We start from the raw sequence: 15,386 nt of genomic DNA, 5'->3' as shown, positions 1-15,386 counted from the left end.
AGAGAACGTCAACGGTCGCTGGACTTCTATCTTATGGTTGAGCCTCATAACTTGTCGCCAGCGACCGTTGCCGTTCAAGAGTGCGGTGACGATCGCGATTTAATAGCTGTTTAGTCTAAACTCCAGTAAAGTCAGGCATTTGCAGTATAAAGTCAGGCGTTTGCAGTATAAAGTCAGGCGGAAAGCAGGTATTTGCAGGGGGTGCACTTTACCTGCATTTACCTGAAAATATCCTGCAAATGCCTGAATTTGTCAGTCAAATTGCTGCCTTTTTGTGCTGTTTGTGCCTTGACCTGTTGGGACTGCTTATAGTTGTTCTCTCTTGGTAGCAAGCAATGTTTTTGTGATCACAAACCTGACTTTTACGTGCAGAAACAAAAACGATGCACCCTTATGAATGGGGAATCCTAGGTGTCAAGGCAATCGCGTCGATGCTCGCTGTCGGACGAACGATAATCACAGCGAGCATCGACTTGATAGGGTCAATGGTGAGCCAGTGGTAGCGACTTGCAGGCTGCTTCGGATATTCGAGTAAGGGCAGCGGAGTCGAGTCGCGAGTTGTAGTTTTTAAAGTCAAAATAATTCAAATCACCACAAAGGTTTGGCTTTGAATCGTGAGCCGTGCAGCTATCGCCACAACTACCTAAAAACTAGGGCTGGGGTGTCAAGGGGCTTAATTTTACCCGCTCTTCAACTGTGCCTCCCAATCAATACCACTGATGCGATGTTAGCCAAGTGTGACAAAGGGCTTGGTTTTACCCGATCTTCAACTGTCCCGATTGCTCATACTATTGTGGCGACTTTTCTGGCAACACTGGCATCAATTGCCCCGTCACACCTGGGTAGCATGGGTGGCGATCGCTTCCCTGAGTTCTCAAGTTAACCAATCATGCTGGTTCAAGATTATGTAATGCCCCGTGAAAACTCATATCGCTAGGGCCTGGGTGCTTAGAGGGGCTCAGGCTCGCGCACTCTCTCTGAAATCAAGTACAACCGTGCGGTAGCACTGCCTTCAATAAAGCCAAACAAACTGAACTGCAACTCAAAAAGAGAAAAACGCTACCGCCATTGTTCCGATACATTAATATGCAATAGCTGAATGGCTAATAACGAGGCCGCTATTTTTTAGGCAACCTTAACAGCTTTTCAATTAGTTCGGCTTGCTCAATTGTGAAAGTACAGCTTGCTATAAATGCTACAGTTAGTAGCTTGCCTCTGCTACAATCACTTAAATTGGGGAGTGCAGAGTTTGCTGTTAAATTATTAAATTGATATTAAGTGTACCGTCACGGTAAAAAACCTCAAAATTAACTTTTTGAGACTGGCTTTTCATGAGTTTTTTTGCATAAATTTGAGTTTTTGTGAGTTTTCATGAGTAAAACTATGCAAGCTCAGCTTGAACTATTAGCTGAAGTCGAGGCAGTATTTGCAGCAAAAAACTCACAAAAACTCACAAAAACTCACAAAAACTCAAATTTATGCAAGCTGGGAAACCAAGGAAAAAAGCGGAGAAGGATGCTAGCAAGCAATGTTTTTGTGATCACAAACCTGACTTTTAAGTACAGAAAAATAATGCACCCTCATGAATGCGGAAGCCTAACCGTAACAGAGGGTTTAATACTTTTTTAAGCTTTAATGACAATTGTAACTATTTGTACTACGATTTAAGCTGAATATTATACAGCTATAAGAAATTATAGGAAGAAATACTTCAAAAGCAATTCAACAAGCTCATCACTTATTCAAGTGCGATCGCACCTCAACCCACTATTTTATACAAAGAAAGGAAATTATAGTCAATCTCTACCTTAATAAACTGTCTAAATAGCCCTCTCCAAATGGGGGATATAAATTCACCTGAATAGCGCTTGTAGATTACAGTTATTAACTTGTATCTTGGCTCATAGTGTGATTACTGATTAAAAGCTATGAAAACTTTAGTGAAAGCAAGACCCAGAGAACGGCTATCAAACCATATCCACATTCGCCTAACAGACTCGGATTATAGCCAAATTCAAACACTAGCGAACCAAGTAAATTTGAGTATGAGCGACTTCATCCGTCGTGCAGCTTTGAAAAGAGCCATGCCACGCCCTCTAGCTGCATTTGACTTGAAAGCCTATCAAGTTTTGTGCCAAATTAATGCCCAACTTAGAGTTGCCGGAAACAACCTCAATCAGATTGCTAAAGCTTGCAATAGTGCTGTGGTATTGGGAGAACCCGTTATTGTCAATAGAGGACTCTTAGAAAGCGTACAGCACCTCATTCAACAAAACCAAACTGCTATTAAAACAATAGTTGCAAACCTTACCAATTCTACAGTTCGCTAATTTTTAACAAGCCTGAGCAATCGATGCAATAAACCTACTGCAAAACGGTTATGATTGGCAAACAAATCAAAGGTACAGGCTGGAGGGGCTGTCTGAACTATGTACTCGGCAAAAAAGGTGCTTACTTAATTGGCGGTACTATGTGCGGACAGACTCCTGAAGAACTCGCTGCTGAATTTGCGATCGCCCGACAACTAAGACCTAACCTGAAAGTAGCAGTTTTTCACGCCACTTTATCAGTCGCAAGCACCCAGAAACTAGAAGATTCTGTTGAAAATGACCAGCGCTGGCTAGCAATCGCAGCCGACTACATGAAAGCAATGGAATTTGACAACAACCAGTATGCAGTTGTCAAGCACAACGATACAGACCATGACCACATTCACATTGTCGCCAGTCGCATTCGCCTAGATGGAAGTATCGTTGATGATAGCTGGGATTACTACAAAAGCCAAGAGGTAATTCGCCAGCTTGAACGAGACTACAATTTAGAAACTATTGCACCCAGTTGGGAAATAGATAAGCGAGCTCCGACTACAGGAGAACACAGGTACTTACAAAGCAAGGGAAATAAGAGTGTCAGAGTGCAATTGCAAGACCTAATTGATGAAGTTACCCAAGACAATCCAAGTATGCCAGAATTCGTTGAGCGGTTGCAGCAACAAGCCGTAGAGGTGCAAGTCGGATTGACTCGAACTGGAATCGGCTTCAGTAAAGGCATTTCTTACAATTTAGATGGAGTCGCTTTAAGTGGTACTCAGTTGGGTAGAGCCTACACTTTTTGTGGATTGCAGAAGCATCGAGGCGTTAGCTATGACAAAGGGCGAGATAACGCCCTAATTGAGGCTTTAATGCAGCCACAACACTTAGCTATCGCCCCCAGTGAGGCAGAGGAAAATGAGCTAGAGTCGTCACAATCCGAGTTAGGAGCAACCCTATCTGCAACAGCAAATGAGTTAGAGTTGTCACAATCCGAGTTAGAAACAACCCTATCTGCAACAGCAAATGAGTTAGAGTCGTCACAATCTGAGCTAGAAACAACCGCACCTGCAACGAGTGCAACAGCAAATGAGCTAGAGTCGTCACAATCTGAGCTAGAAACAACCGCACCTGCAACGAGTGCAACAGCAAATGAGCTAGAGTCGTCACAATCTGAGCTAGAAACAACCGCACCTGCAACGAATGCAACAGCAACACCAAATAAATTAGAGTTGTCACAATCTGAGTTAGTAGCAAGCCCACCTGCAACTCCTGCAACAGCAAATGAGTTAGAGTCGTCACAATCTGAACTCGCAGCAACCGCACCTGCAACTCCTGCAACAGCAAATGAGTTAGAGTTACAACTGTCAATCCTGCCTGAAAGGAATGAAGCTCAGTGGCAAAAAGTGCGATCGCATCTCGCAGTCGAGTACAGTTTACCTTTAGAATTGCTTGAAAAATTGCACTCTCATTCTTGGCTGTATGCCGACTCAGAAAAGGCTGTCTTTACGGCACGGACGCTTGAGGGAGAAGCCCGGTTCGCTTTTGTTCTCGATGAAAGAGGCAACTTTACTACAACCCATCCCCTGTCATCTGAAGCTGCTTTCTGGGTAGCCACTACTGGAGAAATTGAGCGAGCTGTGATTGCTTGTAACCCAATAGAAGCCCTTTCAATTTTGCTGATTGAACTAGAAAATAATCCGAATAACTCTGCAACAGAACTCACCACAATTTACATAGGAATTGAACGAGTTTCACAACTGCCTACACAATTCTTACAAGAACTTGATAGCGTTCTTATAGCACTGGCAGAAGATTCTCAGCTCGCTCAAAATGCGCTCGCGCTGCTGCCAAATGCAGAAGTTGTCAGTCCACAGTCAAGTTGGAATGATATCTGGATACAATTAATTGAGCAAGAACAGCGAAGTCACAAACAAAATAACCAACAGCACAAACAGCCAATCCAAAACATTGAACTGGATTAATTGTTGCTACCTTAAATTTGTCTAGAATTTAAACAAAGTGCTTAGGTTCATAAAATCAATCAATATGTTTGATAAAACCTGTTGATCAATACTTCGGACAGTTTTTTAACGGCCCTGTAAGCCGAGGGCGAGGAAGCCCTGCCATTTTTTACGCATTTTCTGAAACGAGTGCGCGCTTACTTAAACCTTGAAAAAATAGTCCAGCATATAGCCAGTAAGGGTTTCGGAGACTCGACTAGATCTAAAACTGTCCGAAGTATTGCTTATGGGACAAGGATTATGTCTCACCACTACTTCCGTATCACTACCAAGCATCATAACGCTTGCTGTACAATAAAGGGTTCTAGCCGTGGGTCGCCCGTATTCTTAGCCTCAAACGCTAAGGATAATGACTACACTTATTACCTAGCAAAGCTTTTAGGCTAGCGGACAGGTCTGTTTAGCAGACCAAGTAAGGAAAAACTATAAATATGGAAAAAAACTATACATTTCAATTCAATCCTTCCACTGCCTTAGAAGCCCTGAAAGCTGGTAAATACGACCCGCTTAACTTCTACGAAGCGCGTTTAGACCTGTTTAACCTCTCGGTAATGGCAGACTATGACCAACTCATTTGCCTACCCACATTAACTGCTATCGACAAATACTGGTATCAGATTGAAACAGCCCGAAAAGTCCTCAGACAAATGGGTGGACGGGCATTACTAGCGGATGAAGTCGGATTGGGTAAAACCATTGAAGCGGGACTAATCATCGCCGAATACTTAGCTAGGGGGATGGTAAAGTCCATCCTAGTGTTAACTCCGGCATCCCTAGTTTCCCAGTGGCAATCAGAGTTAAGTGACAAATTTAATATCGCTACTATCACCACAGATAACCGTGACCCACAACAACCGATAGACGAATTTTGGACAAATAATCCGCGAATTATCGCTTCATTAAACACGGCTAAGTCTGCTAAACATTATCTTCACGTCACCAGTCGTACTTGGGATTTGGTTGTTGTCGATGAGGCACACCATCTAAAAAATCGCAGTACCCTCAACTGGAAACTGGTCAACGCCCTCAATAAGCGGTTTATCCTCATGCTTACTGCTACGCCAGTGCAGAACTCCCTTGTGGAACTGTTTAATCTGCTAACCCTCCTCAAACCGGGACTGCTACAAACAGAAGCCGCTTTTAAAAAAGAATACGTCAATTCCAAGAATGGACGAGTCCCTAAAAATCCCGAAAAGTTACGCACTCTGATGCGGGAAGTTATGGTACGAAATACCCGCGCCCTAGTAGATGTCAAACTGCCCAAACGCTTCGCCACCACAATTACCGTTACCCCGGCAGCCGGAGAGGAGAAACTTTACCAAGACTTGAGCAAGTATCTACGTTCTTCAGAGGACAAACTAGACAGACTCTCCCGTACTAATTTGCTAATGCGAGCGGGTTCATCCCCTAATGCTTTAGCTGACTCCCTCAAGCAACTGACTATCCGCCTACCCGATGAAGAACTGAAGTCTTTAGCTGCACGAGCATCCCAAGTCAAGCAGGTCGAGAAAGCAAAAACCTTAGTAGAGATGCTCTCCAAATCTCGCCAGAAAACCTTAGTTTTCACAACCCATAAAGCAACTAGCACCTATTTAGCTAAAACGCTGCAAGCGGAAAATATCCCCTTTGCAGAATTTACTGGCGGAATGTCCCTTAAACAGAAAGATGAGGCTATAGCCGCATTTCGGGATAATGTTTCTGTACTCTTAGCATCGGAAACAGGGGGAGAAGGACGTAACATCCAGTTTGCTAATGCGATCGTTAATTATGACCTGCCCTGGAACCCAATGAAAATTGAACAGCGCATTGGTCGTATCCACCGCATCGGACAAACCCAGGATGTTTTTATTTTTAACTTCTGTCTCAAAGGCAGTATCGAAGAGTATATTCTGCGGATACTGCACGACAAAATTAATATGTTTGAACTGGTAGTCGGAGAAATTGAAACAATTTTAGGCAATGTGGATGATGAATTTGACTTTAGTGAAGTTGTCATGGATATCTGGCTTAAGCATCAAGTTAAACCCGAATTAGATCAAGCCTTTGAGCAATTGGCAGATAATTTGTTGAAAGCCCAAAAACAATATGAGCAAATTCAAGAACTGGATGAACAGATTTTTGGCGAAGATTTTGAAGCTTGAAAAATTGATTTGATTAAATATGTTATCAGACCCAATAATTACTACTTTAGAAAAAATTGTAGCTCTCCATGACGGAATAGCTGAACCGGCTGGGGAACACGTTTTAAATGCGCTGTTAAATGAAAACATAGCCTCGTTACTTTCTCTACCAGAAGAAGTAACTTTTACAACTATCACTGATGTACCTCAAAGTGTTTTTGTTACTTATCATTCAGAAGTATTAAATAAATTATCTGAACTATTAGCTGTTAAAGGGCAGATTAGTGCCTTGGGTGTAAAATTTGATGGCTATCTAAAAGCTACGGGATTTGACAAAAGCATACCAGAGAGATTCAAACCTCAAAATGGGTTAATTCGTTTTGTAGATGCTAAACCATCAACCACTCGCTACATTTTATGTAATGTGGCTTACACAGCGAATGCCGAAGAAAAAAGGATTGGTCTAGTTTCGTTTATTATCAATGAAATAACAGGAGTAACACCAGTACAAATTGGGGATGCTTTATTTTGGGAGTCTGACAGAATGGATGTGGATAATCAAGAAACACCATTTTCTATTCCTTTTGATGAGTTGTTGAAGTTAATCGAACATCAAAGTGGAATATTGATTGGAAAATCTTTAGATAATTGGCAGGCTAAATTAACAAGAGCAAGAGCTAGGGATGAAGAAAGACTCAAGGATTATTACAACACGATTAGCTCTGGGATTCGCCACAAGATTGAGTTAAAAAATTTGATTGGTGATGAATTAGACAAAGAATTAGCTCGAATTGAAGCTACTAATAGAGAGCTAGATCGAAAATTGTTAGATATCCAAGAGCGTTATGCAATGAGTGTAGAAGCTTGGTTGCACAGTGCAATGATTATCCATCTACCTACAGTACATATTCAATGTGAGTTGCAAAGAAAGAAAACGAAACGGACTGTAACAATAGTTTGGAATCCGTTCACTAAAATTATTGAACCTCTTTGCTGTGAATTATCAGGAGAACCTGTTTACGATTTCTATTTAGATGATCTATCAGCTAAAATTATCTCCCCGACAGTTTGGACTAGATAGGGGTATAGCCGAGATACGGGCTTTCCGAGGACACGACGTAAAGTTTTGTAACAATGCCCGCTTTTCAATGTCCCTTCCGCCTACAGAAGCTGCCAACACTCAGTCAGCTAGAGCAGAGTAGTAGTAATACTCTGCCCTCGTACAAACCCAAAAAACGGAAATCTTTTACTGCTAAACATTTCAGGCTTTGCTACTTCCAGTCATTTTGTCTTGTATTTACAAAACTTTACGTCTTGTCCTATTTTGCGCGTATCTCGGCTATACCCCAGAATCACCCGACAATTAGAACCAAACCCAAAAGCCCCTAACTCTTGACTGGCTTGTGTTTTAGACGTTTAGCCTTGTGCAACATACTGGTGAAAGCTATAACAGTTATAGTTAACTTTGCCATGTCGGGTTAGGATGTCTTACGTTTGTCTTACTCATTTTGCCAACTGTTTTACATTGCGCCCTACTCTCTACTATCCCTCCCATTGCCTCTATTGTCTGTCCCGCCTAGCCATAGCACTTTTAAATTCAGGGTCAGTATATGAAAAAATTGGCTGTCAAATTAAATGCACAAGAGCTTAATCTAAAATGGAAAAGCAAGATATTCGACCTTGAGGAGCATTAAATGACTAATATTAATGATTCAGACCTTGATCTCGATTCAATAAAAACTTGGGAACTTAGGAACGGCAGGTTAAGGATAGAGACTTATTCTGGTAGGGTAATTGTTATTTCAAACTCTAATGAAATCCAGCAGTGGCTGGATCTACTGAGATCCGGGGATGACTGAAACAGTGGAAAATTTTAGTTTGAAAAAGAGGCTAATCTAGCCAATATCGACGCACCTCGCTTGATTCGTGTAACCCTTAAAGTTTGATTGAGGTGCGTTTAATTCAGTCCTCAAAGCTTGGTCAAAGCACCTGATAGCCATTTATCGAAATGGCTAGATGTAGATGTTAGCCATTTATTGAAACGGTAATGAGTAACAAAGCAGACTCACGGAAGCTGTACGAGTTCCAAGCCCAGGGTCAGGATATGGCTCTATCCTGACCTAGCCTTCGGGTGTGGTGTGTTAGGCATTTATAAAGCCTTTTTGAGATACCTAACCTCACTCTGCAACCTGCACCCCTTACTCTGCACACTGAGGCGATCGCCTTTTTTGACGTAAAATCTCAAAAAATGAACTGCAACTTGCCAACTTGAGGTCAAAATTCAAGGAGAGCTCCCCTGGTCAGAGAAGGAAGTAAGGAAAATCGAACTTGCTTTGGGATTGTAACGGAATGTAACTTTTATCTCTGGCCCTGCAGTTTGGAAAGTAGCCAGACTCGCTAGGCTCGAATCCGATACCTAGCAAGCTTTGTCCTTTCCAATTTTTAATTCAGTCCCTCAAGAGTATCAAAAGCTATTGGGGGTTTTGGGAAATATCCTGATTCTTTTTGAGCCTTGAGATGATCCGCTCCTATGGCGTATACCTCAACGTTGTGGTCGGGGGGGAATTCTTTTCTTTCGTCGGTTAAGGGTATATGGAGAACAAGTACAACTTTATACCAATACTCGTCACTGGAGGGTAGGGAGATGTACTCTCCAACTACTGGGATACGTGCAAATTCAGCATATTGGTTGACTCCTTCCGTGTTTTTTGATCTTCGTGTATGTAAAAAAACTTTCATGGTCATAGTGGATTCCTTCAGTGCTATAGCTTAATATAAGCGGTTGAATAACAGGGTAGGTAACTAGACAAAGGGTTACATACCGTTCCCATAAGCGGTTACATATTATTTTAGGTAACTTAACAGGGGTGCATAAAGCAGTTGCATACCATTTCCATAAACGGCAAAGCACTATTAAGTGGGTAGGTATAGACAACTACTAGACAAGCTGTAGACAAGCTGTAGACAACCGTAGACAAACTGTAGACAAACTGTAGACAAACTGTAGACAAGCTGTAGACAAACTGTAGACAAGCTGTAGACAAACTGTAGACAAAAAGCGATTAAATTTTAATCTTAAACAACGGCTACAGATTAAAAAATGACATAAAGCCTAAAAGCTTTACCAGTTCTAGGTTTTACTATTACGCTCAAAAGTTATGTGTAGCACTAATTTTTACTATTTATTATGCTGAGGGGTTACATACCATTTCTATAAGCGGTTACATAATGTGTTAGGTAACTTAACTAGGTTGCCTAAAGTGGTTGCCTAAAGTGGTTGCCTACCATTACTATAAGCGGTAACATACCATTACCAAGGCACAGACATTCTAAAATCAGTCTTGATACGTAGATTGTTGGAGCTGTTGTGAATCATCTAGAATGCTATAATAAATCTATTTATTGCTGATAAACATTAGAAAAATGACTCAAACTAGTATTAAATCTCTTCCAAGCAGATATGAACCTCTGATAGGATTATTTGGTGAGGGAGCTAAGAATACTTTTGTCAAGCAAACAGAAGATTTACAAGAAATAGTTCGATTGATCAACCAAATTAAAAGTGCTTACCAAGGTAAGTTGCAATTTATTTATAGTGAGACTGAGAGTGGTGCAGGAAAGACTACTTTTATTCAATCATTAGATCGATTTTTACCTAATTTAGTGGAATCAGTAATAAGAGTAACAGACGATGGTGGAGATCCTTTAGATACAATATTAACTTCTATTCGCAATAGTGATGTAACCGAAAAACTCAAAGTTTTTAATTTAGATGGTCATGAATCATTTATTTATACAGATGAGGAATATCGAAATTTTTTAGTTCAATTAAATAAACTTTTAAGAACCAGGCAAGATATTTTTGTTCTCTGGCCTGTTAATGATTTTTTGTTTGCTGAGAGAATAGTTTCAATACTCCGCTCTGTAGGAGGTAATAGCCCTTTTGGCAATAATCCTATATACAGAATGAGAGGGTTATTATCTACTCAGTTTACTTCTGTTTTAGAAGGAATATTGAAAATAGCGAACTGGCAGCTAGAAGATGCTGCGCTCAGTTGGGATGAAATAGAAAACGTTACTAAAAACTCAAGCAATATAGGTGAATATCTGGACAAAGTTCAAGCTGCAATCGCTCAACGATTCAATATTGAGGAAATTGGTTTTGAGCCTCCCCAAGTTATATTTGCTTTAAGTTCAGGTAAAGCAGAAATTAGAGAAACTTGCAGAAGCGTTAGGCGTGCAGATAGTTTTTATCTTGAAGCTTCACGTTTGCTTATGTATACCACAAAATCCAATGTTGTTGAATGGTGGCATACGCGCAATACCCAGTCAAAAACAAGTTTATCCTATGTAATTTCTCTTTTTAATGCTCAATTAGTTTCTTTATCAGGTAGTGCTGTAGTTCATGCTGTTCACAATTTTGGATCTGAAGAACTTAGCAGTTTGATTGTTGGTGTCACAAAGAATTTAGGAAACGCGCAAACTACCATAAAGTCAACAGAACTATATAAATACTCTATTGGAGAGGGAGCAGATAGAAATATTTATGGGAAACCCGCTAAGAATGAGACGGTTAGTTCCTACTACAAAATTCAGGAGAAATCAAAGGAAAAGCACAAGGAAATTAATATGGCGATAATGGGATTAATCGAAAAAGCTGAAGGCGGTTTTGTAAATACTAAATATGAATCATCTGAAAAAGGACTTTTAGTAGATGTTGTTACCGAAATAAATTATCTTCCATGTTTTATAGAATTTCACCATAAATCAGAAGCGGAGACAAATGAGAATAAAATATCAATTTATATTTTGGAAAAGTTGAAAGAATATGCAATAAATTATCATATTTCGCCACCTTAATATTGGGCACTCTAACAACTCAAATTTAGCGGAGGGTTGTACAGGCAATTTTAGGGAAGGAATGACCTATCTTTGGGGTAATTTTTTAAAATTTTTCTATACTTGTGGAGAAAGCGGAATTTTCCGAGCTAAAGCAAAATTTTGCTTTGACCGCAACACTTCCCAAGAACTTGACACCCGACATCGCCGATAGTGACAATCCACAGGAACCAACCCCCCCCAACTCCCGTGATCGGCACAAACCATAAACAGTTTGCCGAGGGTGACAGAGTAGTTATCGCTGAAGTTGGCAATACTCATCACGGACAAACAGGTAAAATCATCGCTGCCAGTTCTGGCTCCAAAGAGGACAAGTACAGAATCGCACTGGACAAGGAATCGCATTTTGTTCGAGAACTCACTATCAAGATTCCGAAGGGGTGCAAGTTCACTTATCTAATGAAGCTGTAGCAGTTGGGGTTGTTAGGTCTTTATACACACAGTTATTAATGGCGCTCGCTGATTGGTTCTCTGGTGCTTGGTTTGGGTTGCTGCACCCTTTTGGTTTCTCAAGACCAATTTGAGGAAGCTGAGACGGCGGTGAGGGCGCAGTTAGATTGCAGTCGCTAATCATCCCTACCAACTCTCTTGGCGATCGCCAAGAGTTGCCACAATTTCCTCACTGTCAGTCGCTCCCATTCTCATGTCAATGCCAAGCTTACCAGCAGCCCAACACTAAACCGAATGAATGCAGCAACCGCCCAACAATACGGGATTCTGTACGTTGAGCTATCTAGAACTTCAAACATTCAAATGTTTGAACATTCAAGCATCTAATCCTTGGGCTTTTCCATTGGGGTCGAACTTTTCGAGCGCTCGACTGAAAACAGAGATAGTTGTAGGAGACCGCAATCATAATCACTCCAGACCGCAATCAGAGTTTTTTTAAGACCAAATTAAATGCAACTGAAGCCAAATTTCAGACCAGATTAAATGAAACACAGACCAGATTAAATGCAACCAGACCGCAATCATCCAACCGAGACCACATTAAATGCAACGCCACCCCCCTGACCTCAAACACTGAAACCCAGTCAAGCTAAAACCTTTATCTAGAAAACAATTCAGCCATCAACACAGCCGAGCTTGACTCATAAGTATCATCAGAGTGGCAGTCCCGCAGCTAGCATATACTCGTACATCTGTTGTGAGGGCAAAGTGTAAGGGAGTGTTAGATAACTAACTATTGGTCTACGTTTTTGAGACACAGATTTTGGGATAAGTTTTGCAACAGTTTTTGGTGGCGGGAAGCCAGTATCTGGTTGGTTGGAGCGGATGTTGCAAAAACGGTCGTTTTTGCGACAGTTTTTTGGGGGAAAGTTCGATCGAGCCGATACGACGTTTGATTTTTCAAGGGTGGATGAGGTAATTATTAAGGAGCCTCAGCTTTGAGGCGCGCGGCGTTCCTTCTGGTTGGTTGCAATTATTCTGGTCTCGTTTGCATGATTGCGGTCTGGTTGCATTTAATCTGGTCTCAGTTGCATTTAATCTGGTCTGAAGTTTGGCTTCAGTTGCAATTATTCTGGTCTCGAAAAAATCCTGATTGCGGTCTGGAGTGATTATGATTGCGGTCTCCTACAGATAGTTGTCGCGATCGAGCACCGTAATCCCCAACAGGTAAACCGTTCGTGCGGGCGACTCAAAAAGGAATCGGGAATCGCAAGGCGAGACAGTTTCTTGTTTTTAGAGGGGGGGGCACGCTTAACTTAAATGCTTAAACATTCAAACATCCAAATGTTTAGATGTCACCGTCGGGATCGAACTGCTGGAGGTATTGAGCCACCGACTTTTCCACCAGCTCGCTCATTTCCTGACCCGACTGTGCTGCTGCGGATTTAAGTTGGCGGTGCAGTTGTTTGGGTAAATAAACCGTAGTGCGGACGAAGTTGGGGTCTTTGCTTTTGGACAGCGCGGTGCTGGGAGAAAGGTCGGGTTCGCCGGGCTTGAGTTTCTTGGCCTTCAGTAAATCATCAAAGCGGCTCACGGCAGTATCTCCTTGCCAACAGCGGCGTAGCACCCCCAAGCAGCTTTGGCGTAAGGGTCTTTGATAGCGCTTACAGGCACCCCGGCGAGGGCAGCTTTTTGAAATACCGCCAGCCTCCTTATATCAGACTTGAAAATGGGCAATCCTGCTTTTTCGATTGTTGCCCTAGATTCAGCCCCGACTTTACTCGGAGCGGGCGGGATGACCGTAAGCAAAATGCGGTAATTGGATTGCAGAGAATAGAGAGCTTCCACCATTTGCAGCATAGCGCTCAGAGCCATAGCATCGGGAGAGCTGGGCAATATCAGTAAATCGCACCCTTCAGCTAGAGTTTTCAGGTCTTGTGGAGTTGGTCGTGCCGGCGTGTCGATGACGATGTGTTCGTAATCCCTGGCATATCGCACGCCTTGCTTTTCATCAACCACTTTGAACGGGAGGGAACCACGAGCAGCCCAATCTAAGGCACTGCGGTTGAGGTCGCCATCTACCAACAATGCAGGTGCTTTGGTCTGCAAGTAAGCCGCTAAGTGCAGCGCTGTGGTGGTCTTCCCGACTCCGCCCTTGAATGAGGCGACTGTCACAATCATAGGTAAGCGTGTTGAGTTCATCACCTAAATTTTACAGTCTAAACATCTGAATGTCTAGATGATTGAATGTTTAGATGATTGGGTTTCTAGACAAAGCCATCCATATTCTTTACGCTCAGGAGCTTAGCCAGAGCAATCGCCTCCTCTCTCCTTAAATCTCCATTACGTTCGTCTCCAGGCACTCTTTGACTGGGAATGAAGCGGCGCGTGCATCGGTTGTTACACCAGCAGCGATCAACGGCAACGCGCAAATGCGAACATTCAAGTTCCATTGGACGATCGGCATCTTGAATCTGATGTTTAGTTGCCTTGTGTACAGTGACTTTTTATTTGACGTGGAGACATATTAGTGCCGTTAAAGAGGCAAAGCTAAATCAGGCTTGCTTTTTTGGCTCAATCTAGCGAAAGCAATGCTGATGGTCAAATGGTAGATCGCTGAGCAAACTTTTTTTGTAATCCTGCAAGAGGGAAAGTTTTGCTCAGCGACACAAAATTGTCTCGATGTCATTTAATTAGGCACTGTACAAGGTTTATAAGAGGCCATCGCAATATTCAAAACGGCACAATCATTTCCTTAGCGTAAGTTTCTGTTCGACTGCTCATTTCACCCCGATCTCTTAGCAAGCATAACGTTTTTTCTACGGTTTTTAGCCCGATTCCCTCCGTTGCTAGCAATGCGGCGAGACTGTATGTACGATCACCCTCTATTACTTCCCGCACTCGTTTGATATAAGCCTTACCCAAACCCGTCACCTCTATCAGTTCACTCTCAGATAGCCTTAGAAATTCTGTCTTTAAGTCGGTAAACAGATCATCAGGCGCGTCAGGGTCAAAGTGGTAAATCTCAACAGGGATGTCGCAATGGCTTAAATATTTCTGCATGATCGCTAAAGATTCATCTGTAGGGATTCCCCCATTCTGAGTACCGAGTAGAGGAAAAGCGATCGAGGTAATCCCTTTTTCTTTGTAAGTATTGACGAACTTCTGTAAGCCTAGCTCAAGAAACTTTGCATCTGAAGGTTTTTTCCAATGGTTTTTCGTCGGGAAATTCAGCACCCAAGAGCGATCGCCTGTCGAAATACAAGTTGCAACAAATCTTCTGGCTCAGACATTACTTGCTCTAAAGATTGCATAATATTTTCAATTTTCTCGTTAAGCTTATCCCAAATACGGGTTTCAACAGTATCGGGATTACGCAGCGTAATTACTTCCACAGGATGCTTCTGCCCATAGCGATTTAAACGTCCAACACGCTGATGTAAACGCATAGGATTACAAGGTAGATCAACATGAATAAGCGAGTAACAATTATCTTGTAAATCAATCCCTTCACCACCAGCTTCTGTAGAAACAAGAAAGCGATTGCCACATAGATAGGGTCTGCTGAAAAAGCCTAGAAATTGAATCTAGGAGTCACAGAGCTTAAAAAATCTTAGTTTGGGTGATTGAGCCCCAAAATTACC

The 15,386-nt window shown here is 42.0% G+C and carries 12 protein-coding genes; 5 read left to right on the top strand and 7 right to left on the bottom strand.

The annotated features are described in order from the left end of the window. Positions 1–391 precede the first annotated feature (391 nt). Entirely contained in the window at positions 392–577 is a 186-nt protein-coding gene (locus AAFP14_RS23450; RefSeq protein WP_341734593.1) for a hypothetical protein, read from the bottom strand. A 1,351-nt stretch (positions 578–1,928) separates the two neighbouring features. Between AAFP14_RS23450 and AAFP14_RS23445 the strand changes: the two genes are divergently transcribed. From AAFP14_RS23445 to AAFP14_RS23430, 4 genes are all read left to right on the top strand, one after another. Continuing rightward, positions 1,929–2,330, top strand: a complete 402-nt coding sequence (locus tag AAFP14_RS23445) for a plasmid mobilization protein (protein ID WP_341734592.1) — start codon at positions 1,929–1,931, stop codon at positions 2,328–2,330. Between the two features lie 50 nt (positions 2,331–2,380). Continuing rightward, a complete protein-coding gene (locus AAFP14_RS23440; RefSeq protein WP_341734591.1) occupies positions 2,381–4,294 on the top strand; it encodes a relaxase/mobilization nuclease domain-containing protein in 1,914 nt (637 codons plus the stop codon). A gap of 470 nt (positions 4,295–4,764) precedes the next feature. Beyond that, positions 4,765–6,474, top strand: a complete 1,710-nt coding sequence (locus AAFP14_RS23435) for a DEAD/DEAH box helicase (protein ID WP_333078719.1) — start codon at positions 4,765–4,767, stop codon at positions 6,472–6,474. A gap of 19 nt (positions 6,475–6,493) precedes the next feature. Continuing rightward, positions 6,494–7,534 carry a hypothetical protein gene (locus AAFP14_RS23430; RefSeq protein WP_333134554.1) on the top strand — a complete coding sequence of 347 codons (1,041 nt, stop codon included), beginning with the start codon at positions 6,494–6,496 and terminating at the stop codon, positions 7,532–7,534. Positions 7,535–8,895: 1,361 nt separating this feature from the next. On the opposite strand, the gene AAFP14_RS23425 is transcribed toward AAFP14_RS23430, so the two are convergent. Then, positions 8,896–9,198: a hypothetical protein gene (locus tag AAFP14_RS23425; protein ID WP_341734590.1), complete on the bottom strand. Its 303-nt coding sequence runs from the start codon at positions 9,196–9,198 to the stop codon at positions 8,896–8,898. 678 nt (positions 9,199–9,876) lie between these two features. Between AAFP14_RS23425 and AAFP14_RS23420 the strand changes: the two genes are divergently transcribed. Next, complete coding sequence (locus AAFP14_RS23420; RefSeq protein ID WP_341734589.1) at positions 9,877–11,313, top strand: hypothetical protein; 1,437 nt, start codon at positions 9,877–9,879, stop codon at positions 11,311–11,313. Between the two features lie 96 nt (positions 11,314–11,409). Here AAFP14_RS23420 and AAFP14_RS23415 read toward each other — a convergent pair whose 3' ends face one another. The 5 genes from AAFP14_RS23415 to AAFP14_RS23395 all read right to left on the bottom strand — a co-directional run bounded on the left by AAFP14_RS23415 (position 11,410) and on the right by AAFP14_RS23395 (position 15,329). Then, on the bottom strand, positions 11,410–11,697 hold the full coding sequence (locus AAFP14_RS23415) for a hypothetical protein (RefSeq protein ID WP_341734588.1): 288 nt from the start codon (positions 11,695–11,697) through the stop codon (positions 11,410–11,412). Between the two features lie 1,393 nt (positions 11,698–13,090). Further along, on the bottom strand, positions 13,091–13,336 hold the full coding sequence (locus tag AAFP14_RS23410; RefSeq protein ID WP_341734587.1) for a ribbon-helix-helix domain-containing protein: 246 nt from the start codon (positions 13,334–13,336) through the stop codon (positions 13,091–13,093). Next, complete coding sequence (locus tag AAFP14_RS23405; RefSeq protein ID WP_341734586.1) at positions 13,333–13,944, bottom strand: ParA family protein; 612 nt, start codon at positions 13,942–13,944, stop codon at positions 13,333–13,335. Before AAFP14_RS23405 ends, AAFP14_RS23410 begins: the two co-directional genes overlap by 4 nt. 531 nt (positions 13,945–14,475) lie before the next feature. After that, the gene (locus AAFP14_RS23400; RefSeq protein WP_341734585.1) at positions 14,476–14,979 is read right to left on the bottom strand and encodes a macro domain-containing protein; all 504 of its coding nucleotides are present in this window, start codon (positions 14,977–14,979) and stop codon (positions 14,476–14,478) included. Further along, on the bottom strand, positions 14,973–15,329 hold the full coding sequence (locus AAFP14_RS23395; RefSeq protein WP_341734595.1) for a C-terminal helicase domain-containing protein: 357 nt from the start codon (positions 15,327–15,329) through the stop codon (positions 14,973–14,975). Before AAFP14_RS23395 ends, AAFP14_RS23400 begins: the two co-directional genes overlap by 7 nt. Between the last annotated feature and the right edge of the window lie 57 nt (positions 15,330–15,386).

The sequence above is a fragment of the Microcoleus sp. EPA2 genome (assembly GCA_020882975.1).
Classification (GTDB): Bacteria; Cyanobacteriota; Cyanobacteriia; order Cyanobacteriales; family Microcoleaceae; genus Microcoleus.
This window is presented reverse-complemented; position numbering and strand designations above follow the sequence as displayed.

Excerpts from the sequence above, each read along its gene's own strand:
- AAFP14_RS23445 (WP_341734592.1), top strand. The coding sequence starts at position 1,929 with ATGAAAACTTTAGTGAAAGCAAGACCCAGAGAACGGCTATCAAACCAT.
- AAFP14_RS23440 (WP_341734591.1), top strand. The coding sequence starts at position 2,381 with ATGATTGGCAAACAAATCAAAGGTACAGGCTGGAGGGGCTGTCTGAAC.
- AAFP14_RS23435 (WP_333078719.1), top strand. The coding sequence starts at position 4,765 with ATGGAAAAAAACTATACATTTCAATTCAATCCTTCCACTGCCTTAGAA.
- AAFP14_RS23430 (WP_333134554.1), top strand. The coding sequence starts at position 6,494 with ATGTTATCAGACCCAATAATTACTACTTTAGAAAAAATTGTAGCTCTC.
- AAFP14_RS23425 (WP_341734590.1), bottom strand. The coding sequence starts at position 9,198 with ATGACCATGAAAGTTTTTTTACATACACGAAGATCAAAAAACACGGAA.
- AAFP14_RS23420 (WP_341734589.1), top strand. The coding sequence starts at position 9,877 with ATGACTCAAACTAGTATTAAATCTCTTCCAAGCAGATATGAACCTCTG.
- AAFP14_RS23415 (WP_341734588.1), bottom strand. The coding sequence starts at position 11,697 with ATGCGATTCCTTGTCCAGTGCGATTCTGTACTTGTCCTCTTTGGAGCC.
- AAFP14_RS23405 (WP_341734586.1), bottom strand. The coding sequence starts at position 13,944 with ATGAACTCAACACGCTTACCTATGATTGTGACAGTCGCCTCATTCAAG.